Origin of the sequence: Candidatus Aeolococcus gillhamiae (assembly GCF_016464765.1) — a bacterium.
GTDB lineage: Bacteria > Chloroflexota > Dormibacteria > Aeolococcales > Aeolococcaceae > Aeolococcus > Aeolococcus gillhamiae.
Map to the genome: position 1 here is coordinate 1 of NZ_JAEKNS010000080.1, position 24523 is coordinate 24523.

29 protein-coding genes and 2 tRNA genes are annotated in these 24523 nt (G+C 69.2%); 13 read left to right on the forward strand and 18 right to left on the reverse strand.

Features of this window, described 5'->3' with window-relative positions; genetic code table 11:
- The 3 genes from JF886_RS07790 to JF886_RS07800 all read right to left on the reverse strand — a co-directional run.
- Positions 1-263: Y-family DNA polymerase (locus JF886_RS07790; protein ID WP_502711411.1), on the reverse strand; the 263-nt coding region annotated here is incomplete at its 3' end.
- Positions 256-1068, reverse strand: coding sequence for a P-loop NTPase family protein (locus JF886_RS07795; protein WP_337311219.1), 813 nt, complete (start codon positions 1066-1068; stop codon positions 256-258). The genes JF886_RS07790 and JF886_RS07795, both read right to left, overlap by 8 nt.
- A gap of 192 nt (positions 1069-1260) precedes the next feature.
- Positions 1261-2043: a hypothetical protein gene (locus JF886_RS07800; RefSeq protein ID WP_337311221.1), complete on the reverse strand. Its 783-nt coding sequence runs from the start codon at positions 2041-2043 to the stop codon at positions 1261-1263.
- A gap of 96 nt (positions 2044-2139) precedes the next feature.
- Here JF886_RS07800 and JF886_RS07805 point away from each other — a divergent pair, with 96 nt between their 5' ends.
- The 3 genes from JF886_RS07805 (at position 2140) to JF886_RS07815 (ending at position 3940) form a co-directional block, all read left to right on the forward strand.
- On the forward strand, positions 2140-2535 hold the full coding sequence (locus JF886_RS07805) for a hypothetical protein (RefSeq protein WP_337311223.1): 396 nt from the start codon (positions 2140-2142) through the stop codon (positions 2533-2535).
- Between the two features lie 61 nt (positions 2536-2596).
- On the forward strand, positions 2597-3484 hold the full coding sequence (locus JF886_RS07810) for an SDR family oxidoreductase (protein ID WP_337311225.1): 888 nt from the start codon (positions 2597-2599) through the stop codon (positions 3482-3484).
- The gene (locus JF886_RS07815; RefSeq protein WP_337311227.1) at positions 3485-3940 is read left to right on the forward strand and encodes a RidA family protein; all 456 of its coding nucleotides are present in this window, start codon (positions 3485-3487) and stop codon (positions 3938-3940) included. It begins immediately after the preceding gene.
- 25 nt (positions 3941-3965) lie between these two features.
- Here the strand turns inward: JF886_RS07815 and JF886_RS07820 are convergent, their stop codons facing one another.
- A complete protein-coding gene (locus JF886_RS07820) occupies positions 3966-4778 on the reverse strand; it encodes an alpha/beta fold hydrolase (protein WP_337311229.1) in 813 nt (270 codons plus the stop codon).
- 9 nt (positions 4779-4787) lie between these two features.
- Positions 4788-5228 (reverse strand): Lrp/AsnC family transcriptional regulator, encoded by a 441-nt coding sequence (locus tag JF886_RS07825; RefSeq protein WP_337311231.1) that lies wholly within the window; start codon positions 5226-5228, stop codon positions 4788-4790.
- A 192-nt stretch (positions 5229-5420) separates the two neighbouring features.
- Between JF886_RS07825 and JF886_RS07830 the strand changes: the two genes are divergently transcribed.
- The 4 genes from JF886_RS07830 to JF886_RS07845 are packed head-to-tail and all read left to right on the forward strand — an operon-like array spanning position 5421 to position 9792.
- The gene (locus JF886_RS07830; protein ID WP_337311233.1) at positions 5421-6296 is read left to right on the forward strand and encodes a hypothetical protein; all 876 of its coding nucleotides are present in this window, start codon (positions 5421-5423) and stop codon (positions 6294-6296) included.
- Positions 6293-7405: a 4-hydroxyphenylpyruvate dioxygenase gene (hppD, locus tag JF886_RS07835; RefSeq protein ID WP_337311235.1), complete on the forward strand. Its 1113-nt coding sequence runs from the start codon at positions 6293-6295 to the stop codon at positions 7403-7405. Before JF886_RS07830 ends, hppD begins: the two co-directional genes overlap by 4 nt.
- A gap of 10 nt (positions 7406-7415) precedes the next feature.
- Positions 7416-8600, forward strand: coding sequence for a homogentisate 1,2-dioxygenase (locus tag JF886_RS07840; protein ID WP_337311238.1), 1185 nt, complete (start codon positions 7416-7418; stop codon positions 8598-8600).
- 10 nt (positions 8601-8610) lie between these two features.
- Positions 8611-9792, forward strand: coding sequence for an aminotransferase class I/II-fold pyridoxal phosphate-dependent enzyme (locus tag JF886_RS07845; RefSeq protein ID WP_337311240.1), 1182 nt, complete (start codon positions 8611-8613; stop codon positions 9790-9792).
- 2 nt (positions 9793-9794) lie between these two features.
- Here JF886_RS07845 and JF886_RS07850 read toward each other — a convergent pair.
- Positions 9795-9887 (reverse strand) — tRNA-Ser (locus tag JF886_RS07850).
- Between the two features lie 62 nt (positions 9888-9949).
- On the opposite strand from JF886_RS07850, the gene JF886_RS07855 reads away from it, so the two are divergent.
- From JF886_RS07855 to JF886_RS07865, 3 genes are all read left to right on the forward strand, one after another.
- Complete coding sequence (locus JF886_RS07855) at positions 9950-10882, forward strand: fumarylacetoacetate hydrolase family protein (protein ID WP_337311242.1); 933 nt, start codon at positions 9950-9952, stop codon at positions 10880-10882.
- A complete protein-coding gene (locus JF886_RS07860; RefSeq protein WP_337311244.1) occupies positions 10879-11409 on the forward strand; it encodes a DinB family protein in 531 nt (176 codons plus the stop codon). The genes JF886_RS07855 and JF886_RS07860 overlap by 4 nt, the downstream gene beginning before the upstream one ends.
- 85 nt (positions 11410-11494) lie before the next feature.
- Positions 11495-11863 (forward strand): response regulator, encoded by a 369-nt coding sequence (locus tag JF886_RS07865; protein ID WP_337311324.1) that lies wholly within the window; start codon positions 11495-11497, stop codon positions 11861-11863.
- A 28-nt stretch (positions 11864-11891) separates the two neighbouring features.
- Here JF886_RS07865 and JF886_RS07870 read toward each other — a convergent pair whose 3' ends face one another.
- The gene (locus JF886_RS07870) at positions 11892-12593 is read right to left on the reverse strand and encodes a hypothetical protein (protein ID WP_337311246.1); all 702 of its coding nucleotides are present in this window, start codon (positions 12591-12593) and stop codon (positions 11892-11894) included.
- A 216-nt stretch (positions 12594-12809) separates the two neighbouring features.
- Between JF886_RS07870 and JF886_RS07875 the strand changes: the two genes are divergently transcribed.
- Positions 12810-12899, forward strand: a tRNA-Ser gene (locus tag JF886_RS07875).
- Positions 12900-13089: 190 nt separating this feature from the next.
- Here JF886_RS07875 and JF886_RS07880 read toward each other — a convergent pair.
- From JF886_RS07880 to JF886_RS07915, 8 genes are all read right to left on the reverse strand, one after another.
- Positions 13090-13272, reverse strand: a complete 183-nt coding sequence (locus tag JF886_RS07880) for a hypothetical protein (protein WP_337311248.1) — start codon at positions 13270-13272, stop codon at positions 13090-13092.
- A 26-nt stretch (positions 13273-13298) separates the two neighbouring features.
- On the reverse strand, positions 13299-13529 hold the full coding sequence (locus JF886_RS07885) for a hypothetical protein (protein WP_337311250.1): 231 nt from the start codon (positions 13527-13529) through the stop codon (positions 13299-13301).
- Positions 13530-13768: 239 nt separating this feature from the next.
- Complete coding sequence (locus JF886_RS07890) at positions 13769-14683, reverse strand: alkaline phosphatase family protein (protein ID WP_337311252.1); 915 nt, start codon at positions 14681-14683, stop codon at positions 13769-13771.
- Positions 14684-15856: 1173 nt separating this feature from the next.
- The gene (locus JF886_RS07895) at positions 15857-16801 is read right to left on the reverse strand and encodes an acetamidase/formamidase family protein (protein WP_502711412.1); all 945 of its coding nucleotides are present in this window, start codon (positions 16799-16801) and stop codon (positions 15857-15859) included.
- Between the two features lie 472 nt (positions 16802-17273).
- Complete coding sequence (speB, locus tag JF886_RS07900; RefSeq protein WP_337311326.1) at positions 17274-18281, reverse strand: agmatinase; 1008 nt, start codon at positions 18279-18281, stop codon at positions 17274-17276.
- Between the two features lie 103 nt (positions 18282-18384).
- Positions 18385-19359: a sensor histidine kinase gene (locus JF886_RS07905; RefSeq protein ID WP_337311256.1), complete on the reverse strand. Its 975-nt coding sequence runs from the start codon at positions 19357-19359 to the stop codon at positions 18385-18387.
- Between the two features lie 158 nt (positions 19360-19517).
- Positions 19518-20204 (reverse strand): response regulator, encoded by a 687-nt coding sequence (locus JF886_RS07910; RefSeq protein ID WP_337311258.1) that lies wholly within the window; start codon positions 20202-20204, stop codon positions 19518-19520.
- A gap of 69 nt (positions 20205-20273) precedes the next feature.
- Complete coding sequence (locus JF886_RS07915; protein ID WP_337311261.1) at positions 20274-20561, reverse strand: hypothetical protein; 288 nt, start codon at positions 20559-20561, stop codon at positions 20274-20276.
- A 102-nt stretch (positions 20562-20663) separates the two neighbouring features.
- Here JF886_RS07915 and JF886_RS07920 point away from each other — a divergent pair, with 102 nt between their 5' ends.
- Entirely contained in the window at positions 20664-21683 is a 1020-nt protein-coding gene (locus JF886_RS07920; protein WP_337311263.1) for a YeiH family protein, read from the forward strand.
- Positions 21684-21689: 6 nt separating this feature from the next.
- Here JF886_RS07920 and JF886_RS07925 read toward each other — a convergent pair whose 3' ends face one another.
- From JF886_RS07925 to JF886_RS07935, 3 genes are read right to left on the reverse strand one after another with little or no spacing between them, the layout of a single operon-like run.
- The gene (locus JF886_RS07925; protein ID WP_337311266.1) at positions 21690-23084 is read right to left on the reverse strand and encodes an MBL fold metallo-hydrolase; all 1395 of its coding nucleotides are present in this window, start codon (positions 23082-23084) and stop codon (positions 21690-21692) included.
- A 45-nt stretch (positions 23085-23129) separates the two neighbouring features.
- On the reverse strand, positions 23130-23270 hold the full coding sequence (locus tag JF886_RS07930; RefSeq protein ID WP_337311268.1) for a hypothetical protein: 141 nt from the start codon (positions 23268-23270) through the stop codon (positions 23130-23132).
- Between the two features lie 5 nt (positions 23271-23275).
- Positions 23276-24043, reverse strand: a complete 768-nt coding sequence (locus JF886_RS07935) for an SDR family oxidoreductase (RefSeq protein WP_337311270.1) — start codon at positions 24041-24043, stop codon at positions 23276-23278.
- A gap of 103 nt (positions 24044-24146) precedes the next feature.
- Between JF886_RS07935 and JF886_RS07940 the strand changes: the two genes are divergently transcribed.
- A complete protein-coding gene (locus JF886_RS07940) occupies positions 24147-24521 on the forward strand; it encodes a hypothetical protein (protein WP_337311272.1) in 375 nt (124 codons plus the stop codon).
- Positions 24522-24523: the final 2 nt, after the last annotated feature.

Below are 24523 nucleotides of genomic sequence, written 5' to 3' on the forward strand. Positions count from 1 at the left end.
CCTCCCAACCGTTCGACGTCGCCGGCGGCGACACTCACGAAGGCCGCTTGCGGGCAGAGCTGCTGGGCCTGGCGAAGCGGCTGGCCGGGAGCCACGCCGCACGCCGCGGCCGCCGTCGAGGCGGCGAGCACGGGAAGGCGCAGCTCGGGCGCACCCCCCACGATCACCGCCTCCCCACGCAGCTCCGGATGGCGGCGCAGCGCCGCCACCAGGCCGAGGTGGGGGTGGCGGGCACAGAGCCACCGCAGGGGGGCGTCATGCACTGAGATGCACCACGGTCAGCTCGGCGGCCTCTTCCTCGCGCGCCGGTGACATCACCGCCGGGTAGCCCACCACCTCGGCGGTGGCGTAGGGACGGGGATAGCGGAGCAGCAGGGTGTCGGTGGCGCCGGGCGCGAACAGGCGGCTCTTGCTCACCTCGAGCGCAACCCGCAGGCCGGTGATATCGCCATGCGACTCCTGCCATCCCGCGGGCCGGCAGGAGAGCGTCAGCGAGGACGCGTAGGCGAGCGGGGCCGCGGCCGGCGCGGGAGCGGCGACCACGCAGACGGCACGACGCCGATGGACCGCCTCGACCAGGCCGTTGAGTGCCTGCTCGATCTCGGCGTTGCGGGGATGCCCACGATCCAGCGCCACCCCCACCCAGGGCGACCCGGCGACGACCAGGGCACGGGCCATGGCCAGCCCCTCGCGCCAGCGTCCCCGGCCGGGGAGGACGGCAAGGCAGCTGCCGAGGTCAGCCCCGAGGTCGGCGAGGAAGCCGGGATCGAGGCTGGCGGCGACGTCGACGTAGACCACCTCGCCCTCACGGCTGGCCTGGGCCGCCAGCGCCTGGAGCAGGGTCAGCCGGCCACTCACCCCCGTCTGGGCCGCCTGGAGAAGGGTGATCCGACCGCGAGGCAGGCCGCCGGGGCTGAGCCGGATGTCGAGGGCGGGGATGGCGGTGAGCCAGCCGCCGTTCTCGCCACCATCCGGCTCGGGGCCGCGATGCACGGCGGCGTTGCCATAGCGCCGCTGCAGCCCGGCAACGGTGTCGGCAAGCACCCGTCCCCTGGTCTCCGCGTGCATCCACAGCTCCTCACCGTCGTTGCACCGAACCGCCTCATCGGGAACGAGGGCTCAGACCGCGGTCGGGACGTCGATGATAGCGAACAGATGTTCGATGGGCAACGGCCGGGCACGGCCGCCTGGGGCGTGGCCCGCGATGGAGGGTCAGCGAGGACCTTTCGCGTAGCTCATCGCATCACACCGGCGCATCGGTCAGCGTGAGGCAGCGTCCGCCGGCAGCTGGAGGCTGTTGACGATGGGCGCCGCTTCGGCCGCGAGCTGTGTGAGACCGGCGTCGGTGGGAGCGTCGAGAACGACGAACAGCGTCTGCGGTTGACCGGACACCGTGATGGCCGCCAGGTAGATGCGGAACTCCTCATCTCCCGCCACGCCCACGAATTGGTTCGCGCCCCAGAGCGCTCGGTTGGTGAAGAGGTCCGCACATCGCGGATTCGATGGGCAAGTGGGGTCGCCGTAGTGTGCCGAGTGGGACGCGCCGACCACCAGGCTCGTGGCCTTGATGCCCCTCCCGATCGTCGCCGGCGCTGGCGGAACGACCACGGTGAAATCCGGGTTGCTGGTCATCCACGCGACCAGCGCCTCCGGCGTGGTCCCAACGTTGGTCAGCACCGTGCCGTGTCCGGTGCCGGTGCTCTTCACCGCGGTGAGGTCATCCCAGACGGTGAAGAAGTCGTTGGGTGTGTTCGGACTCAGGCTGAGGCCACCCGGATCGTTTCCCGTGCCGTGCCAGCCGCCCCCCGGGACGGTTAAGGTGAAGCCGGGCAGCACCGTCCCATCACCCAGCACATACGTCCCGGCTCCAATGCTGCAAGGCGCGCCGTCGCTGCAATGGGTGGTGAGCGTCGGCGTTGGTCTTGCGGTGCCGGCTGGCGACGAGGCCTGCTGCGTTGGGCTGGCCGGTGCAGCGCTACTGCCGCATGCGCTCGCCGCGACGGCGAGCATCACCGTCAGCTGCCAGGTGACCGCACGTCGCATTGCACCCCTATCAAAGCGGATCGGCGTAAGGGCGGATCCTAACCGATCCCAAGCGAAGTCGGGCCGGGGCGCCCGCTTGCGCCACACTGCACCGCCATGCAGGTGACCTCGCAGTGCCGTGTCGACGCCTCCCCTGACTGGGTGCGCTCATTCCTCCTAGCAGGGACGCGTGAGGATGACGTGACCGTCGACGGCGATGTCATCGAAGTGCGCCAGCGCGACAGGCTCATCGACCTGGTGGTGCGCAACCGACTCAGCCCCGACGGCGATGGCGGGACCTGTGTGGATGTGGACGCCAACCTGCGCCTGCTGGGCCTGGCGCGTGTCGTCGGTGGTTTGTTCCACCGCCGCGTGCGCCGCACCCTCGAGCGCGGCCTCGACCGACTCCCCACCGCCATGGAGCGGGCTCTCGACGAGCAGGAGGGTGGCGGTTGCGAGGAGCGGGACGACCCGGGGGCGGCCGGGAGAGCGGAGGACGGCGCGGGAAGCTGATCACCGGCACGGAGGCTTTTCGTACCCTCCGCGGGCAGCGTCAGAGGAGGGTCGAGCCAAGGTGCGCGTCGCCATCACCGGGGGAACCGGCTTCGTCGGCAGCAACACGGCGCGCGCGTTGCTCGCCGCCGGGCACGAGGTCGTGCTGGTGTCGCGCGGAACCCGGCGGGTGGCCCCTCGCGAAGGTCTGCGCGTGGTGCGTGCCGATGTCATTGCCGGCAAGGGTCTGGCCGAGGCCTTCGCCGGCTGTGACGCCGTCGTCCACCTCACCGCGATCATCCGCGAGAAGGGCAAGCAGACCTTCGACGCCGTCATCCGGCGCGGCACCGAGAACGTCGTTGACGCGGCGCGCACGTCGGGCGTCGCACACCTCGTGTACATCAGCGCGATCGGTGCCGACCCCGATCCGGCCTTTCCCTATCACTACACCAAGTGGATGGCCGAGCAGGCGGTGCGGAGCAGCGGCGTGCCCTTCACGATCCTGCGCCCGAGCCTCATCTTCGGGCCCGGCGATGGCTTCTTCACCACGCTGTGCTCTCTGGTTCGCTACAGCATCCCGGTCATCCCCATCGCCGGGGACGGCGGCGCGCTGTTCCAACCGATCGGCATCGATGACGTGGTGCACTGCATCGCGCTGTGCCTGGAGCGCGGGCCGACGATGCGCGTCATCGAGATCGGCGGTCCCGAGCAGCTCTCCTACGAGGGCATCGTCGACGTCATCCACGACGCCATCGGCGCGGGCATGCGCATCAAGGTGCACGTCCCGGTGGGCGCATTGCTGCCCGCCGCCATGGTCATGGACAAGGTGCTCCCCAACCCTCCGGTGACACCGTCGCAGCTGCGCATGCTGGCGCGACACAACATCACCCGCATCGACTCGGTGCGCAGCGCCTTCGGCTTCGCGCCGGCTGCGTTCACCGCCAACGCCGGCTATCTCAACGAGCGCTGAGTGCTCAGCGAGCGACTGGCCGCGCTGGGACTGGAGCTCCCGCCGGCGCAGACGCCGCTGGCCAGCTACGTGATGGCCCGACGGTCCGGCGATCTCCTCTACCTCTCCGGCCACGTGTGCCGCGCCGACGGCGCGGTGGTTGAAGGAATCGTCGGTGACGACGTCGACATCGAATCGGCGCAGCGGATGGCGCGGGGCGTGGCTGTCGACCTCCTCGCCAGCGCCGCCGCTGCCCTGGGCTCGGTCGACCGCGTCGGCGGCGTGGTCCGGGTCACGGGCTTCGTGCGCAGCGCGCCGGGCTTCGCCGGCCAGCCCGCGGTGATCAATGGGGCGTCGGATCTCTTCGTCGAACTGTTCGGTGAGCGGGGGCGGCACGCGCGCAGCGCAGTCGGTGTCGGCGAGCTGCCGCTCGGCGCGGCGCTCGAGATCGAGGCCATCTTCGAGGTGTCGGGCTGAACGTCTGTCGTGGCCGTTCCCGGAGTTAGCCCGGGGCCTTGCTGCCCATCGCGATACCCGATTCGATGGCGTCGACCAGCGCCTCCGGTGCCTCCATCGGCGTCATATGACCGGCACCGGGGATCCGAACAAGCCTGGCGTCCTTGACGTCGCGCGCCAGGATGTCGGACATGGTGATGAAACAGGGCACATCGCGTTCGCCGATCACCACTGTTGTCGGCACCGTCACCCGGTCGAGCATGTCGACGGCGTGAGGGTTGACGGGCCGCGCGCAGTCCGCGCCCATCCAGTGATGTCCCGGGTAGGTGGCGACCATGGCGGCAAGTCGTTGCGCCAGTACGGGGCGCTCGTTGGCCGGTCCGAACAGCGGATGGTCGAGCCACGCTGCCCGGCCACCCTGCGGTCCCTCGGTGCGAGTGCGGGCAATCACCGCCTCCGACCCCGCCTGCGAGGCGGGATCCCAGGGCACCTCGTCGAGCACGGCGTCGACGAGGATGAGCGCGCTGACGCGCTCCGGTGCGGCGATCGCCGTCAACAGAGCGACCTGGCCGCCGAAAGACAGACCCACCAGCGCGGTCCGCGTGATGCCTAGCCCGTCGCACAACGCAATAAGGTCGTCACCGTGGCTGTACGAGACGCTGGCGTCGAAGGCTGCAGAGTCGCCGAACCCGCGGCAGTCGTAGCGCACCACCTGGTGATGGGCAGCGAGGCCGGGCACGACGTCATCCCACATGTCACGAGTGAGCGCGAAACCGTGCACCAGCACGATGGGCGGTCCCTCGCCGGAGCTCTCCCAGGCGAGCGAGCCGCCGTCAACAGTCAGCCTGCCACTAGCCATGCTTGCTCCTCAGTCCTGAGGCAGCACCAGAGGGCGCTTCACCAGCTCCTCGAGCACGAAGATGGTCTGGGTGGCGCGGATCTCCTCACTGGCCTGGAGACGCTCGAGCACCACGTCACGGAGCGTCTCGACGTCGGGGACGCGGACGACCAGGAGCGCGTCGTACTCCCCGGTGGTGAACGCGCAGTACTCCACCTCCGGCATGGAGACGAGACGGCGGCGCAGTGATCGCCACGCCGGCTGGCGACCCGAGATCAGCACCAGCGCGGTGACGCCGAGCCCCACCCGCGCGGGGTTGACGCGCACCGAGTACCCCTCCACCACTCCCGTCTCACGCAGGGTGTCGAGACGGTTGTAGGTGGCGGCGCGGGAGATGCCGGCGCGTTGCGCGAGCGCAGCCACCGAGATGCGCCCGTCCTCGGCGAGCACCTCGAGCAGACGGCGGTCCACGGCATCGAGCCCCGGCGCGGCAGATTGTGAGCGCGAAGGCCGCTGGGGGGCGGCTGTGTTGGACACTGTGTAAGGATCATGGCATTATGTGAGCAGTATGTCCAGCGAACCGAACTGTCACTGGACAGAAGTGGTCCGCAGCGGGACAATCTGGCGCAGGTCCTGCAGCCCAGGCGCATGGAGGCGAACACGATGTCGACCCTTGTCAGCGAGCCGCCGGTCTCTGTCGGCGGGTCCGACTGGGACACCTTTCTCGAGCAGGTCCGCGAGACGGTCATGAGCCATCCCGTGGTCACCAACAACGAGTACTGCATCTGGTTCGACCGCGGCGAGGCGTCGCGGGACCAGGTCCGTGACCTCATCCAGCAGTTCTCGGTGTTCAGCAACCTCTTCATCGTGGCCCAGCTCCTCAAGACCATCAACGCGCCGACCATGTCGCAGGCGCGGGAGTCGTGCGAGATCCTCGTCAACGAGCTCGGCGTCGTCTTCAACAGCGGCCGCACTTCTCCGTCGGCCAACGGCGTGAGGAGCGATGACGACAACGATCGCGAGGGCGACCCCGAGCTTGTGTCCACGGAGGGCACCGTCGACGGCGGCGTCTACCGCTTCAGCGCCCGTCACTTCGAGTGGCTGGTCAAGGTGGGTGAGGCCGCGGGCCTCGGCTTCGACGACCTCGGCAAGCGCAAGTTCGGACGCGAGGAGACGCTCTTCTTCTGCGACGAGCTGGCCCGCATCTACGGCAGCGACGACCCCGACGTCGCCGAGGGCGCCAGCTTCGCCGTCGAGCACTGGGCGGCCGCCGGCTTCTGGAAGCAGCTCATCAACGGTCTCGACGGCTACAAGAACCGCGAGGCTCCCGACCTGCGCCTCGCCTTCTTCACCTGGCACGACCGCGTCGAGGACCAGCACGCCGCGCACACGATGGACGAGCTCGAAGGTGCGTTCCAGCGCCCCGGCTTCGACCAGCAGAAGTTCCTCGAGGGCGCCGCGGAGATGCTCAACGGCGTCAAGACGTTCTGGGACGGCCTCGAGAAGCGGCGCAGGGAGCTGGAGCCCACCCCGGCGTGACCAACGCTCTGGAAACCCCGGTCGAGATCGGCACCCCGGTCCTCGAGGGTACCGACCACGTCGAGCTCTGGGTGGGCAACGCCCGGCAAGCGGCGTACCACTACCGCAACGCCTTCGGCTTCGACGTCATCGCCTACGCCGGCCCCGAGACCGGCGTTCGTGATCGCGCCTCGTACGTGCTCCAGCAGGGCAAGGTGCGGCTGGTACTCACCGCCCCGCTGCAACCCGACGGGCGCATTGCTGAGCACGTGCGCATGCACGGCGACGGCGTGCGGGCCATCGCGCTCCGCGTCGAGGATGCGCGTGGCGCCTACGAGGCCGCCACCGCGCGCGGCGCCCGCAGCGTCGCCGAGCCCACCACGGTGACCGACGGCGACGGCGCGATCACTTTCGCGTCGGTGGCCACCTTCGGTGACACGGTGCATCACTTCGTCGAGCGCAACGAGTACAGCGGTGCGCATTGGCCCGGCTATCGCGAGGAGCGCCGAACCAGCGGCGGGGTGGGGCTGCGGTTCATCGACCACACCGTCGGCAACGTCGAGCTCGGCAAGATGGACGACTGGGTCTCCTTCTACTCCGAGGTGTTCGGCTTCCACGTGTTCCAGGAGTTCGACGAGCACGACATCGCCACCCAGTACAGCGCCCTGCGCAGCAAGGTGGCCCGCGATCCGCGCAGCATGGTCACCTTCCCGATCAACGAGCCCGCGGTCGGCATCAAGGCCTCGCAGATCCAGGAGTACCTCGACTACTACCGCGGCAGCGGCGTCCAGCACATCGCGCTGCACACCGACGACATCGTCGGCACAGTCGCGGCGATGCGCGACCGTGGCGTCGAGTTCCTCACCGCGCCGCACTCGTACTACGAGGCGCTCGGCGACCGCGCCGCAGGAATCGGTGAGGACCTCGACCGCCTCGAGGAGCTCAGCGTGCTCATCGACCGCGACGACGACGGCTACCTCCTGCAGATCTTCACGCGCCCTGTGGGCGACCGGCCCACCCTCTTCTTCGAGGTCATCCAGCGCAAGGGCTGCAAGGGCTTCGGCAAGGGCAACTTCAAGGCGCTGTTCGAGGCCATCGAGCGCGAACAGGCGGCGCGCGGCAACCTCTAATCTGCAGCTGGTGAGAACCTACCGCCGGCTCGGCGACGTGCCCCGCAAGCGCCACATGCGCTTCGAGGTGGGTGGCAAGCCGATCTTCGAGGAGCTCTTCGGGCGCGAGGGGTTCAGCGGTCCCTCATCGCTGCTCTATCACCGCAACATGCCGGAGTCGGCACACGACATCAGCGAGGGACCGGCCGAGATGATGGCGCCGGAGCGTGAGCAGGTGCACGAGCACGCGCACCTCCAGGGGTTCAACCTCCAGCCCGACGGTGACGTGGTAAGCGGTCGCAAATGGCTGCTGGTCAACGACGACATCCACATCGGCCTGGCCTTCCCGGTGCGCCAGCAGGAGGTGCTCTGCGTCAACGGCAGCGCCGACGAGATCCTCTTCGTCCACCGGGGCGCGGGCGTGCTGCACACCCAGTTCGGCACGCTGGCGTTCGGCACGCACGACTACGTGGTGATCCCGCGGGGCACCATCTATCGGGTCGAGTTCGAGTCACTCGACGACGTCCGCATCCTCGCGCTGGAGGTCGCCGGGCTCGTCGACTCTCCGGATCGCTACCGGGCGCGCAACGGCCAGCTCACCGAGATCGCGCCGTACTCGGAACGCGACTTCCGGGGTCCTGATGAGCTCGAGGAGGGCGGGGACGGGCCCGTCGAGGTCTGGCTGAAGCGTGCCGGGCGGGTGAGCCGCTACCGCCTCGATCACCACCCCTTCGACCTCGTCGGCTGGGACGGCACCATCTACCCGGTGGCCTTCAACATCCACGACTTCGAGCCGCGCGCCGGCCGCTTCCACGTCCCACCACCGATCCACCAGACCTTCCAGGCGCACAACGTGGTGATCTGCTCGTTCGTCCCGCGCAAGCTGGACTGGGACCCGGACGCGGTCATGCTCCCCTACCACCACAGCAACCTCGACTCCGACGAGGTGCTCTATTACGTCGACGGCGACTACGCGGCACGGCGCGGGGTCAAGCAGAGCTCGTTCACCCACCACGTCGGCGGTGTGCCACACGGCCCCCAGCCGGGCGCGCTCGAGGCGTCGTACGAGCGTCCTCGCGAGACCAACGAGCTGGCGGTGATGGTCGACACGTTCCGCCCGCTCCATCGCACCGAGGTTGCGCGCCAGCTGGTCGACCGCGAGTATCCGTTCTCGTGGCACACCGGCGGGATGCGCGGCACCGAGTCGATCGCCTGAGCCCGCGGCGGTGAACGAGTCGCCGCTGTCGGGGTGGGCCGCGTCGCAGGTGGAGGCCGGCGGCTGGATCAGGCGCATGTTCGCCGAGGGCCAGCGCCTGCGCACCGAGCACGGCGACGACAGTGTGATTGACCTCTCACTCGGCCAACCGCTCGACGCCCCGGCGCCGGTTCGCGACGCCCTGGCCCGCGCCGGCAGCGAATTCTTCCCCGGGCGTCATGCCTACATGCCCAACCTCGGCTACCCCGAGCTGCGCGAGCGTGCCGCCGAGGACGTCGGCGCGCCCGGCGTCACCGCCGCGTGCATCGCCATGACCGGCGGTGCCGCCGGAGCGGTGTGCCTGGCGCTGCGCGCCTTCCTCGACGTCGGCGACGAGGTGGTCGGGATCGCCCCGTACTTCCCCGAGTTCCGGCCCTACTGCGAGACCGGTGGGCTGTCGTTCACGCCCGTGCGCGCCGACGACACCAGCCAGCGCGTCGACATCGATGCGCTGGTGCACGCGCTGACCGACCGCACCGCGGCCGTGATCATCAACAGCCCGAGCAACCCCAGCGGACACGTCATCGAGCACGAGGAGATGGCCGCGATCGTCGATGTGCTCGAGCACCACAACCGCCGCACCGGCCGGCGCATCCTGCTCATCGCCGACGAGGCGTACCGCAATCTCGTGTACGCGCCGGCGCGACGCGTCGAGCCATTCGCGTACTACGAGCACACCGTGCTGGCCCGATCCTTCTCGAAGGACATGGGCCTGGCGGGAGAGCGGATCGGCTACCTGGTCCTGCACCCCTCGCTGGCCGGCGAGCAGACCGATCGTGGGCTGGAGGGCTGCATGCGCGCGCTCGGCATGGTCAACGCGCCCGCGACTGCGCAGCGCGCGCTGCTCTACCTGGACTCGTGGAACATCGGTGTCGAGCAATACCATCGACTCCGTGACCACGGACGTGACGCGGCGGTGGCGGCCGGGCTGGACGTCGCCGAACCGCAGGGGGGCATCTTCCTGTGGATCCGCAGCCCCTGGCCGGACACGCTCGCCTACGTCAGCGCGCTCGCCGAGCGGCGCGTGCTGGTGACGCCGGGCATCGCGTTCGAGGTCCCGGCGCGGTTCCGGCTCTGTTTCACGAGCACGCCGGAGCGGCTGTCGCAGGCTCTCGCGACCGCCGGCGAGGTGGCGGGGAGCGCTCCGGGATGAGCTGGCGGGAAGGGGGGGATTCGAACCCCCGGAGGGACTTAACATCCCTCACCCGCTTAGCAGGCGGGCGCTTTCAGCCTCTCAGCCACCTCCCCGCGGAGAGCGCCAGTATATGGAGTGCACGGCGCCGCAACTGTCGCCGGAAGGAGTCGAAGCCATGCGCTGGGTGACGTTTGGACACGGACAGCAGGACGGCGACCGCGTGGGTGTCGTCGTCGATTCGCACGTGCACGCGCTCCCCGTGGGCGCGACGCTGCTCGGCCTGCTTCGCGACGGCGGCGACGGCCTGGCGAGCGCCGGCGAAGCGGCGCGACGTAACCCCTCTGAGGTGCTGCCGCTCGCGGAGGTGATCCTGCGTGCACCGATACCTGTCCCGCCCACCGTGCGCGATTTCTACGCCTTCGAGCAGCACGTCAAGACCGCGCGCAAGCGCCGCGGCCTGGAGATGGACCCGGACTGGTACGAGCTCCCTGTCTTCTACTTCAGCAATCCGTACGCCGTCAACGCAGATGGAGAGGACGTTGCGGTGCCACCCGGCAGCGGCGAGCTCGACTTCGAGCTCGAGGTGGCCGCGATCATCGGCCGCGGCGGCGCAGACCTGACGCCGCAGCAGGGCGAGGACAGCATCGCGGGCTTCTGCGTCATGAACGACTGGAGCGCGCGTGACATTCAGCGCCGCGAGATGAAGCTGAGCATGGGACCAGTGAAGGGCAAGGACTTCGCGACAACGCTGGGGCCGATGCTGGTGACTCCGGACGAGCTCGACGACGCGCGCAGCGGGCGCGCGTATGACCTCACCATGACCGCGACGGTCAACGGGCGCGAGTACTCGCGGGCGTCGCTGGCTGAGATCTTCTGGAGTTTCGGCGAGATGGTCAGCTACGCCTCGCGCGGGACGCGTGTGGAGCCGGGCGACGTCATCGGCTCGGGCACCTGCGGAACCGGCTGCATCCTGGAGCTCGCGCTCGTGCATGGAAACGACGAGTATCCGTGGCTGCAGCCCGGCGACGAGGTGGTCTTGACGGTGGACAGGCTGGGCACGCTTCGCAACCGCGTCGTCGCCGGCGCACCGCTGCGTCCTCTGCGATGAGCACGACGGCGCAGGGGTTCACGAACCGGCTGGACGCCGTCGAGGAGAGGCTCCGCGCCCATGCCGCCCGTGACTTCCCAACGGAGGCGCTCACCGCTCCGGATCCGCTCACGGGCGAGCGCTGGGAGGCGGGCCAGGTGTGGGCTCACGTCGCCGAGTTCATCCCCTACTGGCTCGGCGAGGCGGGGCTGGTGGTCGAGCACCGCGGCGATCAACCGGTACCATTCGGGCGCACCAAGAGCGATCGCGTGCGGATCGCCGCCATCGAGCGCGACCGGAGCACCGACCAGGGGCGCCTTTGGCGCCGAACCGCCGGCGACATAGCCAGCCTGCGCGCCTTCCTGGACGGGCTGGGTGATTCGGCGTGGAGCGCCCGCGGTTTCCATCCCACTCTCGGAACGATGGACCTCAGCCAGATCATCGAGGAGTTCCTCGTCGGCCACGTCGAACAGCACGCCGGGCAGCTCGACCAGCTGCTGCCTCCGCGAGGTGATCCGGGTCACGACCACGCGGTCGCTGCCGAATGATCGACTGCCCGTTGCCCGGACCTGCTACAAGGAGCGCAGGATTCGATTGGCTCGGTGCGGCGGTTAGGGGTGCGGCTTGGCCAAGGTGCTGCTGGCGGACGACGATCCGGACATTCGCGAGCTCGGTCGCCTTCTGCTTTCGAGGCACGGCCACCAGGTGGTGACCGCTGAGGATGGCGTCGAGGCGATCGCCATGCTCCCCCGGGAGACGCCGGCGCTCGTCGTCACCGACCTCAACATGCCCCACAAAGACGGCCGCGACGTGTGCTCCGCGGTACGGTCCTCAGCCACCCTGGGCCTGATCCCGGTGGTGATCCTCACCGCCCTGCCGCTCAACGACGAGCGCGTGGTCCAAGCGACCACCGAGTGCCACGCCGTCGTCCTTCTCAAGACGGACATCAGCACGCTCGGCGACCTCGCCGACCGGCTCGTCGCGGAAGGGACTGCCGCCTAGCTGCTGGGCGAGGCCCTGCGGGCTGGCGTCAGACGCCGTGCCGGCGGCGCAGGGCGATGCCGCCGACCACGACCCCACCGAGCAACCCCATCGCGGGCACGAACGGCACCTCGGCAATGTTTGGCGGAGGCGGCGGATTCGGGGCGAAGCCGGTGGCCTGCGCCACACCGCCGTCCTGCGCTGAGACCGTGCCCGTGGTGAACTGCTTGGCGTTCGTCTCGACCTCGAGCACCAGCGAGGTGGCTCCGGGCGGCAGTTCATGCGTGCCCGTGAAGTCCCAGGTGATGACTGCTCCAGAACCACTGCGGCTGACGTCCGCCGGGGCAACCGTGCCGTTGACGAAGCTGCTCCCGGGGGCGGAGGCACCGCTGGGGTTTTCACCGATGTCGGCGAGCACGCCCGTGAAGTCCGAGACGTTGACATGCTCGATCGGCTGCGGGGAGTTCGCCGAGTTCTTGACCTGGAGCAGGAAGTCGAGGCAGCCGCTGCAGAACACGTTGTTCGACTGGTAGACGTCCTCGGTGTAGGTGGCCGTGAACGAGCCCGATGCCGTCAGCGTACCGCTCACCGACGCCAGCAGCGTGCCGCTCTCGCTGAGGATGTCCGGCGCGCATGTGCCACCGCCACTGGGACACTGCGATGCAAAGGCCGGAGAGGCGGTCGCGACGGCACCGCCGACCCATCCCGCGGCGCCCAACGCCATCATCACGATGATCCGCACTGTCTTCATCGACCGAGTCACTCTCCTTCCCGTCCCGACGCCGGCCCGGCGCCGGGTTCTATCGCCTTCCCGGCCGGAATAGTAACGGAAAGGAATCGTGGCCGCAGCCCTTTGCCCGGCTGAATTCGGCTTATTTTCAGCCGGCGCCCTGCTGCCGCGGGGCAAGACCTTCACCCACGTGGCTCCCTTCGGCAGGACCCCGGATACCATGAGCCGGACCGCCGCGGAGGGATGCCGGAGTGGTTGATCGGAGCGGTCTTGAAAACCGCAGGGGCCGCCAAGCCCCCGGGGGTTCGAATCCCTCTCCCTCCGCCATTTTTGAACTCGCGGGCGCAGTTTCTCTGTTCATCAGCGTTGGACGCGAGAGCGACTTTGCAGCCAACTTTGCAGCCATTCGCCTGCTGAAGACCCGTCACACGGTGTTTGGGAGTTGCCAAGCCCGCTCTGCTCGCCTTGAGTTGTCTACGTGGGTGGTCAAAGCGGGACCATGCCAGGCGCCGCCGGCCTACCAGCCCTCCCAAAGGGTGTTGCCAGAGCCCTGCCAGAAGACCAGCTGGGTGGAGCCGTCGACGGCGACTGTGACGCTCGGCGACGATGTCAGCAGCCGGTCGCTGCCCAGGCGCACCTCGCGTTCACCACGCCTGGCGCCCGCGATGAACAGGATCGCCGCATCATCACGCCGCCCCACCTGCCTAACGGGTGGCTGAGGTCGCGTCAGGCGCAGCTGACGGTGACGATGGTGAGCTTGGTGCCGGCGGGGTTGAGGCGGCCGTCGAAGCGCACCTGGCCGCTCGAGGAGGTGGCACGGAAGGCCACATGCACCTTCTGGCCAGTCGCGATGGTGACCTTGTCCGTCCAACCCGACGCGGGGGCCACCGACTGCACCTGCAGGTTCGTCTGAGTGTTCTGCAGCAGGGTCACCGTGCCGGCGTTGGCTGCCGACACCGACCAGGGTCAGACCGCGCAACGGCGAACGATGCATCTCGTGATTCCCCCCAAACCCGAGCGGCTCCTTAGGCCGCTGGCCGGGGCAAAACACGGTTGGCTTGATTGACGTCAACCTTGCTATTGGTGGATTGACGCAGAGTCGTGCCCCGGCCCCAGGTCGCGCTGGTGAGGGGTCTCCGCCGATCTCAAGGAATCGTGCTCGCAGGTGCGGGTCAGCGAACGCGGTCGGAGGAGAACTACCCGAGATTGAAGGCTGTCCTCGGGTCGTTCGGCGACGGGACGCCGCCAGTTGCTGTACTGGTGGGGAGCGCAGCCAACCCCAACATTGCTTCGGTGGCCGCGAGGAGGTTGTAGTGATTGAACCAGGTTGTCGAGACGACGGCCGGTGTGTAGGGACTGATCACCAGCATCGCTACCGAACAACTCCGATACGCCATTGCATCGGCGTGCGCCGCGTCCCAGCACGTCTCCGCCTTGCGCGCATCGCGTCCGCCGCCCTCGTCCCACGTGACGAAGATCGTCGTCCCGCCGGCGAGGTAGGTAGGACTGTTGAGAATCGCCGGCAGCCAGGCCGCCAGCCACTTGTCCGTCGCGGCGATCCGGTTCGTGGAATGACATGCGCGGCCAACGTTGTGTCCATCGTCGCAGAGATTCGGACTGATAAATGCAAACGTCGGCAGGCTGTTGTTGGTCAGGTCGCTTAGCAGGTTGCCTGCAGTGACGGCCGGGCCGCCGCTTCGAGAATTGCTGAGGGAGACATCATTGGTAGGGCACGAGGCAGCGACATCGGTGAAGTACGGAGCCGGGGCGTGCTTTGGCACATAGAGGCTGGTATTCGCCGGCGAGCAAGCGGACGGCATGCTCTCCGCGTAGTCCTTCCACGTCCCACCGCTGGCGGGGGCCGAGACCTGACCGAAGAGGCTGGTCTGCGGCTGTGGGCAGCTCTTGATGCTGCAGTCTTTGCCTTGATAGAGAGCAGCCCCGGTCCAGTGGCCTGACAGTGCGCCGACGTAGTTGGTCAGGGAGTCGTGGGAGATGTTGTGCCAGTTCGTCGCGAGGCCGCACTCGCCAGCCACGGTGTTGAAGTACGGAGCCTGAGGTGAGCCGATGACGTTAGCAGCCGACTGGTTCTCCTCGAAGATCCAAATCACGTGCTGAAAGGTCGCTGGTGGCCTGGGAGCGGTCCCGGTCGCAGCGCATGGCGATGACGCGGCGGAAGTGGCCGCCTGGGCCGAGGCGACGTGCGCAGAGATGGGTATCACGGTCGAGCGCGGTGGGGCAGCTCCCCACAGCGCGGCACCAATAAGGGTGACCCCACCCATCAAGATACTCGTGGAACGGAAGGTCGAGCGCGACAGGTGGCGTTCATGCGGCGTCGAGGAAGGCGGCGCGTGAGGCAGGTGCCAGTTGTCGCTTGGAGCGCTACGCCGATGCTGCATGACTGCCCCCCTTTGCCCTGTCGACCCGCGTCCAGCCTTGTCGTCGTACGTTTCGCCACAGATCGGTGCCGGGTCGCATCGGTCCAAGTGGAGCAGGCAAGCGTACAGGAATGGGGGTGAACGCCGCAACGCACTCAAACCAACCAAAATTACAGAATGGGTGGAGTAGCTGCCCACACGTCGCCTCGCCGCTGCGAGGCAACCACGCTTGCCCACCAACCCGGTCCCCGGAAGGATCGTTAAATCCACGGTGATCAACGCGGACGCCACGGGGCTCCATCCGTATTCGATCGGCCCTCAGAGGGGAGTGGTGAATCGCCCTAGGTTTCGTGAAGACTCGCCGGGTTGGTTTCATGCCGCCGGAACGACGGCGCTGGTGGCATAGTGGTAGCGGATCAGGCAGGAGCATGCTGGGTCGGCCCGGCTCACTGAGTCTTCCGTGGGTCGGCGCGCCTCGCGTCGCGTCGTCATCGGCCTAGACGGATTCGCTCCGAGTTCAAATCGGCGGGCCCAAACGCGACGTTTTGGGACATCTTGGCCGGCGAGGTTGAGGCTCGAAACGATGACCTTCCACGCGCGTCCCACCAACGATACCAATCGGGCGGGGCCACACTGTCGGAATCGTTAGTAAGACACCCAGCTCACCGTCGGCGAGACCGTGGACAGCGCGGCCTGGTGGTTCCTGACCCCCGAACGCACTTCTCAGTCACAGCAGATGGCGTATTCGGCGGCCGCCGACGCCGGAACCAGGCCGCGCCAGATCGGCCCAGACGAGGCCACCCAGACACGCGGGCAGCTCGCTTCGAGCTGGCCGGTTGGTTCCAGTTTCAGCCGATCTTCGAGCGCATCAGCAGGGACAGCTCCGACATCTTCGACTGAGCCCGTTCAGCGCGCGGCGAGGTACTCACGCGCCACCTGCCGAAGTTGGTCGTGCACATCGAGCAGCGGCCCTTGCCGTGGCGGCAGCCACTCCTTGCGGATCTTGGCCAGCGACGTGTAGTTGGTGTCGCAGACGTTGGCCAGCGGCGCTTCCACCGCCTGGGAGACAAGCTGGTACGCGTCCATCATGGCCAGTCCGTGGTCCGACACCAGCCAGCCGACCAGGTCGACCTGGGCGATGCGGAATGCATCCTCTAGAGGGCGTGCCGAGCCCGTCGACATGATGTGAGTGTCCGACTCCAGGCGCGGCCACGGAGTCAGCCGGCCCTTGATCAGCTCGATGGCCACCACGGTGTCCATGGCACATTCGATGGCGACCCCGCACGTCTCTCCCTCCCCCTGACGCGCATGCCCATCGCCGATGGAGAAGAGCGCGCCGGGAACGTTGACGCCGAGGTAGCAGGTGACCCCAGACTGCATCTCCGGGGTGTCCATGTTGCCGCCGTGGGCATCGGGAACCAGCGCCGAGCGCACCTCGAGGTTGGCGGGCGCCACTCCCACGGTGCCGTGCATCGGCACCATCGGGAGGTCGACCGTGAACTCCCCCTCCCCCGCCTGGAACCGGCAGGTCCTGGCTACGCGATCCAGTTGCCACATCCACACAATCTCCGGGAGTGGCTCCTGCAGGGTCGCCGTGAGATGCGTGCTCGTCAACGCGCCGAACAGGGGCACCGTAGTCGACGCCGCCCAGTCCCGGCTGGGCTCGATGGACACGAAGTGCACCGCAAGGGTGTCTCCCGGCTCGGCACCCTCGACGTAGAACGGGCCGGTCTGCGGGTTGAGGAAGGGGAACTCGCACACGGACGAGACGAGGTCACCGCGAGATCGCACCCGGCCGGCGAAGCAGTCCTCGGTCCACAACTCCAGCACTGCCCCCGGTTGCACGCGCATAAGCGGCGCGGAACCTCCGAATGTCCACGCGAACTGGTCCGCAGTTGGTCGGAAGCTGATGACGCGCTGCTCGATCACGCTGGGGACACGACCGCGCCTTCGACCGGGTCCTCGTCGAAGTGCACGCGGGCCATCTCCGCCACGCCATCAGGCCGCCGGGACATCAGATAGGCCCCGGTACTGAGTGCCAGAACCGCGGCCAGGGGGAGCGACCCACCAGCGTACGCGGCACCTGCTGGGAGGAGGCCGCGATCGCTGCCCCGGGAGCCATGGCTGTGATGCTCTGGAAGAGCACCTCGCGCAGGCCAACCGCTCCGCGACGCAGTTGCGGCTGCCCAGCACGCCGGCCGGCACCGCGACTCACCTGGTCCATTTCTCCACCTCCAATCCAACTGATGAGCTGCAGACCCGGGCGAACTCTAGCCCTCATGGACGGCTGCATCAACGGAGCTGCGCCATCCCCCCGGCGACTTCACCGAACAGACGACGGACGGGAAAGGAGGGGCTGTTCGGGGCGATGCACGCTCTCGCCGGCCAGTTGCCGACGACGCCAGCACGTTCCGGAGAGCGCCTCGAGGACGATGCGATTCCCCAGGTAGGCGGTCACCTCTGACTGGTCGTATGGGGGCGAGACCTCCACAACGTCCATCCCCGCTAGAGGCACCTGCATGGCGATGCGGCGCACCGCGTCGAGGAGCTCGCGGCTGGTCAGCCCGCCGGGCTCAGGGGTGCCGGTCCCGGGAGCCATCCCCGGATCCACCACGTCCACGTCGACGGAGAGGAACACGGCGTCACAGTCGTCCAGCGCCAAGGTGATGGCTTCGTCGACGCAAGTGTCGAGCCCACGAGCAACGATCTCGGTCATCTCGAAGCTGCGCATCCCGTGGTCCGCCATCCAGTCGAGGATTGCCGGGTCCGGCCAGTAACCGCGCAGACCGAGCTGCACGAAGCGGTCACCACGGACCGCACCGGATTCGATGAGGCGGCGCATCGGCGTGCCGTGCCCCAGCAGCGACCCGAATTGGGTGTCGCCGGTGTCGGCGTGGGCGTCGAAATGAATGACCGACACCCGCCCCCAACCGACTGCCCTGGCGGTCCCGGTGACGTCGGGGAGCGCGATCGTATGGTCGCCACCGAGCACAACCGGGATCGCGCCGCCGCGGGCGATGCGCTCCACCGCCTCCTCGAGGCGCTGCAGTGACGTCTCGGTGTCCCCAGAGGGCATGAGCACGTCGCCGACGTCGACCACCCCGAGCTCCACGAGCGGGTCGACGCGCAGCGCCAGGTGCGGCCGGGAGCCGTCGTGGGCGAGGTAATCGGTGAACCTGATCGCCTGCGGGCCGAGCCGGCAGCCCGGCCGGTGGCTGGTGCCGCCGTCAAAGGGAGCGCCGATGATTACCACTCGCGCCGCCCGAAGGCTCGACAGATCGTCGAGGTCGGCGCGGGGGACGCCGGCGAAGGTGGCGTCCGGCCCGTACATGTTGCCGTGCCTCGATCTCACGGCCCGGAATTATGGGGCGACGCCGGCGGATAACGGGTATCAGGTGCCGCCACAGGCGGCGTACAGCAGCTGGCCGAGGCCGTCAGCCTCCGTCAGAGGACGGAAGCGTCAGGTGCAGCTCGGTGCCCGCGCCTGGGATGCTGCGCACCGAGACTGTGCCCCCGTGTGCTTCCACGATGTCGCGCACGATCGCCAACCCCAAGCCTGAGCCGGGCGAGCTCAGGCCCTTCACGAAACGATCGAACACCCGCGGCAGCAACTCGGCGGGGATGCCCTCGCCGTCGTCTCTCACCACCACCTCCACGGCACCGGGAAGGTGCCGCGCCTCGACGCGCACCTCGCCGCCGGGATGCTCGTGCCGTAGCGCGTTGCCGACCAAGTTGGCAAGCGCGCTGCGCATTCGCACTGTGTCGACGTCCACGGTGAGCCCCGGAGGCTCGACCGTCGCCACCAGCCGGACCTTCCCTGTGCCGGCGGCGTCCGCGAACGCCACGAAGGTCTCGTCGATGAGGATGGCGACCTCGACGGGCTCGCGGTTGAGGCGCAGGCTGCCGGTCTCCGCCAGCGCCAGCGTGCGCAGGTCGTCGACGAGGACCTCGAGGGTCCTGGTCGCAGTCAGGACCGGGCGCATGTGGTCGGCGTCGCCTGGGTAGACGCCGTCGATGATCCCCTCCGCCTGGCCACGGATCACCGTGATCGGCGTGCGCAGCTCGTGAGCGACGTCGGCGATCACCGAGCGCCGCCGCGCCTCGTCCGACTCGAGCCGGCCGGTCATGGCGTTGAAGGCACGCGCCAATGAGCGCAGCTCACTCGGCCCACGGACGGGGACCCGCGCGGAGTAGTCGCCGGCCTCGATCCGGCGCGCCGCATCGACCAGCCGCTCCGCCGGGGCGGTGAGCCGGCGCAACGCCACACCCGCCGCGATCACCGCGACGACGCCGAGGAGCAGGCCCACCGCGGAGATGACGCGGCCCACCGGCGCCGACCCCACCGCCCCGGTGGCGCTGAGCAGCAGCCAGATCAAGGCGGTGCCCGCGGCGCCGAGAAACAGCAGCAACAGCCCTGCAGCGCAACCCACCCGCCGCGCCATGTGGCGGCCGTGACGGCGCCAGTCCTCTCCGTCCCGCGGCGGCCACGGCCGGTCCTGGGGCCACCACGGCGGCCGCGAGGGCCCACCGCCCTCCCGCCACCAGCGCCCGCCTCCCGAGTGCCGGTTCAAGGGCTCTCGGCAAGGCGGTAGCCGACCCCGAAGACCGTCTGCAGGCGGCGCGGGGCGTGCGGATCCCGCTCGATCTTGCGCCGGATGTTCTTCACGTGCGCATCGATGGCGCGCTCGTACGACTCCACGGCGACGCCGTGGACGGCGTCGAGAAGCTGCGCGCGGGTGAACACCCGTCCGGGCTGGCGGGCCATGTGCAGGAGCAGCTGGAACTCGGTGGCGGTCAGCTCGACGCGGTGCCCGTCAACGGATGTCTCCATTCTCGGGACATCCAGCTCGATCGATTCGCCTACCCTGACCACATCGCCGTGCAGATGCGTCGCGTCGGCGCGGCGCAGCACCGCGCGCACGCGCGCCACCACCTCACGCGGGCTGAAGGGCTTGGCGACGTAGTCGTCAGCGCCGAGCTCGAGCCCGACGATCCGATCGGTCTCCTCGGTGCGGGCGCTCAGCATGATGATCGGCACCTCGGCGTCCCGGCGCAGTGCGCGGGCCACGTCGAGGCCGTCGAGGAACGGGAGCGTGAGGTCGAGAAGCACGATGTCCGGCCGATGGCGGCGCGCCATCGCCACCGCGGCCTCGCCGTCGGAGGCGGTGACGACGGCGAAGCCGGCGCGCTCCAGGTAATCGCGGAGGATGCGCACGATCTCGGGCTCGTCGTCGACGACCAGGACGGTCCTCACAGAGCCGTCATCGTAGCCGTGCACGAGCATGTCGACCGGGACCGCGACGGCGATCCCGGTCGCTCCGGATCAAGCGCCCGCTGCGCTCGGCGCCGGCGGCTGGCCGGCGCCGGTGTCCCCGTGGGCCTGGCGGTGCCAGGACTGCATGCGCTGGTCGAGACGACCGAGCCCGTGATCACGGCCCCTGCCGCCGCACCCGAGACCGTGACGCCCACGGAAGCCGAGGATGCGCGGCAGCATGAGGCCGCCGACGAAGGTGAGTGCGGTGAAGCCCGCGTCGTGGGTGGTGACACCCACGACGACGGCGCCGCCCACCGCGATCAGGCCGAACAGCGTTCTGGCTGGACGGAAGTACATGGCGATCTCCTTGTGACGCCCGTTGATACGACCATCAGCATCGCGCCGACATGTGAACCGGATGTGAACGCCATCCGGAGGTCTGGCGGTTAGGCTGCCACGGTGCCACAACGGCTGTCGCCACGAGGTCGGCTGAGCGGGGGCGCGATTCTCGGCGTCCTGCTGTGCGTGCTGGGTGCAGCCGTCGCCACGGGGTTGGCTCGCGTGGTGCCCCTGATCGGGGCCCCGGTGGTCGGCCTGGTGCTCGGCGTTCTCCTGGCCCTCACCGTCCGCCCGGCGAGGCGGCTCTCCCCCGGCATCAGCTTCTGCAGCCACCAGGTGTTGCAGGTCGCCGTGGCCGGCCTCGGGCTGCAGCTGACGCTCGGCCAGGCCGTCGCCGCCGGTTCCCAGTCGCTCCCCGTGCTGCTGGGAACCCTGGCGATCTGCCTTGTGGCGGCAGGGCTGATCGGCCGGTTCCTCGCGGTGCGCTCGAACCTCCGCACCCTCGTGGGTGTCGGGACGGCCATCTGTGGGGCGAGCGCGATCGCAGCGGTGACGCCGATCATCGACGCGGCCGCCGTGGACGTCACATACGCCCTGTCCACGGTGTTCGTCTTCAACGCGGTCGCGGTGGTGCTCTTCCCGTTGCTGGGCCATGCGCTGGGGATGTCGCAACAGGCATTCGGACTGTTCGCCGGCACGGCGATCAACGACACCTCCTCGGTGGTCGCCGCCGGCTCGGTGTTCGGCGCCGAGGCCGGACAGCATGCCGTCGTTGTCAAGCTGACGCGCACGCTCGTCATCATCCCCATCTGCATCGGCCTCGCCGTATGGCGGGGGCGGCGCCGCGACGGCAAGCGCGTGCGCATGCCCGGGGTGACCCGCCTGATCCCCTGGTTCCTGGTTGCCTTCGTCGCCCTGAGCGCGCTGGTGAGCGTGGTGCCGCCGTCAGCGGGTCTGCGCAACGCCTTCGGCGCCGTCGCCATCTTCCTGATCACGGTGGCGCTGACCGCGATTGGCCTGTCGACGGACCTGCGCGGGGTGCGCACGACCGGGCCGCGGCCGCTGCTGCTGGGCGCGCTCCTGTGGGTGGTGGTCAGCGTCTCCAGCCTGCTGCTCGCGGCCGCGACAGGAATCCGCTGAGGCCGATCAGGCGGAGGTGACCAGTGGGTAGCCCAGGGCCGACCATGCCTCGACGCCCTCGCTCACGTGCCAGACGTCGTCGATCCCCTCGCGCAGGAGCATGGAGACGCCGAGCGCTGACCGATAGCCGGTGGCGCAGTGCACGGCCACCGGCTCCCGGCGGTCAAGCCGGGCGGCGATCCCGGGAAGGTCCGGGGCGAGGGCATGGACCGCGCCGGGGAGATGCCCTTGCGCCCACTCGTTCTCCTGGCGCACGTCGATGACGGTGACATGCTCACCGTCGAGGATTCGTTCGGCGAGGTCTCCCATCGTGCAGCGGACCACGGTTGCTGTGGCGCGACCGTCGGCGATCCAGTCGTGCGCGTCGAGCCAGCCGCGCAGGTCGTGGAAGCCGATGCGACGCAGCTGCCGGGTGGCCTCCTCTGCTGCCGGCTCCGACGCGGCGACCAGCGCCACGGGCGTGCCGATGTCGACCACCCAACCCACCCATGCCGAGAAGGGCCCGTCGCCGGGCACGTTCAGCGACCCGGGGACGTGGGCGGCGTCGAAATCGGCGTACGCCCGGCAGTCGACCGCGATGGCACCGCCGGCGACCGCGTCGTCGAACGCCGCCACAGACAGCTGTGACGTGGTGACGGCGGCCGCGCCCGGCTCAGCCGCGCGGTTGATCGGTGCCATGCGCGCGTAGTACGCGGGGTACCGCCCCTGCTTGGCGTGGATCGCCAGGAAGTGAGCGAGGTCGCGCGCCTGCGCCAGCGGGTTGTCCCGTCTCTCTGCACCAACGGTGGTGACCCGCGCGTTCGAGGTCGCCGAACCGCAGAACGAGCCGCCGCCGTGGGTGGGCAGTACTGACAGCGCGTCCGGAAGCGTGAGGAGCTGCTGCAAAGTCTCGCGACCCATGCGCGAGAGCGCGTACGTCCAGCTCGGGCCGAGCAGGTCGGGGCGCGCCATCGTGCCGACCATGAGCGCACCGCCGGAGAACAGCGCCAGCGGGGTGCCGTCGGCGTCCACCAGGAGATAGCTGAGGTGTTCGGGCGTGTGGCCCGGGGAATGGATCGCGCGCAAAGACATCGAGCCCACGGCCAGCTCGTCACCACCGCGGAGCGTGCGGTCGACGCCGGCGATGCCGCTGCTGTCGGGGACGGCGAAGACGCAGCCGGTGGCCGCGCGCAGGGTGGGACCGCCCGACACGAAGTCGTTGTGCACGTGGGTGTCCAGGCTTGCGGCGACGCGCCAGCCGGACGCGCGAGCGGCGGCGAGGTAGCGGTCGACGTCGCACAGCGGGTCGATGACCGCGGCGTCACCGGAGTTTCGGTCGACGACCACGTAGCTGCTGTTGCCGAGCTCGGTGGCGACCCACTGCTCGACGAGGGCGGGTCGGCTGTCGACGACCGTCGTCACGGTAGCCAGTCGCTCCGTCACGTCAGAACCTGGCTCAGTCGCACTTCACAACAGTACGTCGATGGCCACCTCGACCATGAGGGTCAGGTCGGGACCCATCCCAGCCGCGCCACCCTCGCGGCCGGTGATCACCAGCAGGGTGCCGTGCTCAGGACCGAGGGTGTACCGCCCGCTGCGCAGTGGCACCCCGCTCAGCCGGGAAGGACGTGGTCGCGAAGCCTCTGCATGCCGCGCAGCCAGCGGTCGTAGTCCGAGGCCTTGCGTGCGAAGTACTCCCTCACCTCAGGGTGCGGAAGGATCAGGAAGCGCTCATCCCGCAGCCCCTCGAGGACGGCGCCGGCCACGGCCTGCGGCTCGAGCGCCCCGTCGGCCAGGAAGTCTCGCTCGCCGGCCGCGGCCAGCATGGGGGTCTTCACCCCCTGCGGGCAGAGCGCCGCCACCTGGACACCGCGCGGGCCGTACGTGATCGCCAGCCATTCGAGCACGGAGAGCGTGGCGGCCTTGGTGGCCGCGTAGGGAGCCGATGCGATGTGGTTGAGCAATGCGGCAGCTGATGCCGTGCCGAGGAAGCACCCCTCGCCGCGATCCACCATCGCGGGGATGACGGCACGCGCCGCGTAGACGTGGGCCATGACGTGCACGTTCCAGCTGCGCTGCCAATCCTCGTCCGCTGCCTCCATCCCGCCCCCGACGGCGATCCCGGCGTTGGAGCAGTAGATGTCGATGCGACCATGTGCGTCGACGGTGCGTCGCACCAGCTCGACAACATCGGCTTCGCGGGTCACGTCGGTGGAGACCGCATCCCCGCCGACCTCCACGCCCACCGCTGCCGCCGCGTCCCCGTTGACGTCGGCCACCACCACCGCCCGTGCGCCGCCGGCTGCAAATGCACGGCACAGGGCTGCTCCGATGCCGCTGCCGCCCCCGGTGACGACCACCACTCGACCGGATGCTTCCACGAACCGGTGACTCTACCCGCGCGCTGGACCTTGGCAGTTCATACGGACGATACTGACCAGCCGCCGGCTGCGGCTGTGGACCTGTGCGGCGAGGAGGATGGCGGTGCACGACACGGACGTCGAGGGCGGAGGTTCCCCGCCCACCGGCGATGACCTGAAGGAGCACCACGCCCACCGTTTCTCCCATTACGAGGAGGCGGCCAAGCTCGCCATGGTGGCCCATCCACTGCCCGGCGAGGACATCGACACCCCCTACCTGGACGACGCTCAGATGTGGCTCGGCGTGTACCGCGAGCTGCTCGCCTTCAAGGAGACGCTGCTGCGCGACACCGGACATGCGCTGGGCACCATCTCCGCCCCCGGGCGCGAGGAGGTCGGCAAGACGGACAAGGTCATCCTCGACGCCGAGGCCAGGCGATTCCGCCAACGGCTCTCCCTGTGGGAACGCCGTTGCGAGGAGCTCGCCACCAAGTCCTGACC

What these genes read in the sequence shown, in the direction of transcription:
- JF886_RS07795 (WP_337311219.1), bottom strand. Translation starts at nt 1,068, where the DNA reads ATGCACGCGGAGACCAGGGGACGGGTGCTTGCCGACACCGTTGCCGGG.
- JF886_RS07800 (WP_337311221.1), bottom strand. Translation starts at nt 2,043, where the DNA reads ATGCGACGTGCGGTCACCTGGCAGCTGACGGTGATGCTCGCCGTCGCG.
- JF886_RS07805 (WP_337311223.1), top strand. Translation starts at nt 2,140, where the DNA reads ATGCAGGTGACCTCGCAGTGCCGTGTCGACGCCTCCCCTGACTGGGTG.
- JF886_RS07820 (WP_337311229.1), bottom strand. Translation starts at nt 4,778, where the DNA reads ATGGCTAGTGGCAGGCTGACTGTTGACGGCGGCTCGCTCGCCTGGGAG.
- JF886_RS07830 (WP_337311233.1), top strand. Translation starts at nt 5,421, where the DNA reads ATGTCGACCCTTGTCAGCGAGCCGCCGGTCTCTGTCGGCGGGTCCGAC.
- JF886_RS07855 (WP_337311242.1), top strand. Translation starts at nt 9,950, where the DNA reads ATGCGCTGGGTGACGTTTGGACACGGACAGCAGGACGGCGACCGCGTG.
- JF886_RS07860 (WP_337311244.1), top strand. Translation starts at nt 10,879, where the DNA reads ATGAGCACGACGGCGCAGGGGTTCACGAACCGGCTGGACGCCGTCGAG.
- JF886_RS07870 (WP_337311246.1), bottom strand. Translation starts at nt 12,593, where the DNA reads ATGAAGACAGTGCGGATCATCGTGATGATGGCGTTGGGCGCCGCGGGA.
- JF886_RS07895 (WP_502711412.1), bottom strand. Translation starts at nt 16,801, where the DNA reads ATGCGCGTGCAACCGGGGGCAGTGCTGGAGTTGTGGACCGAGGACTGC.
- speB (WP_337311326.1), bottom strand. Translation starts at nt 18,281, where the DNA reads ATGTACGGGCCGGACGCCACCTTCGCCGGCGTCCCCCGCGCCGACCTC.
- JF886_RS07915 (WP_337311261.1), bottom strand. Translation starts at nt 20,561, where the DNA reads ATGTACTTCCGTCCAGCCAGAACGCTGTTCGGCCTGATCGCGGTGGGC.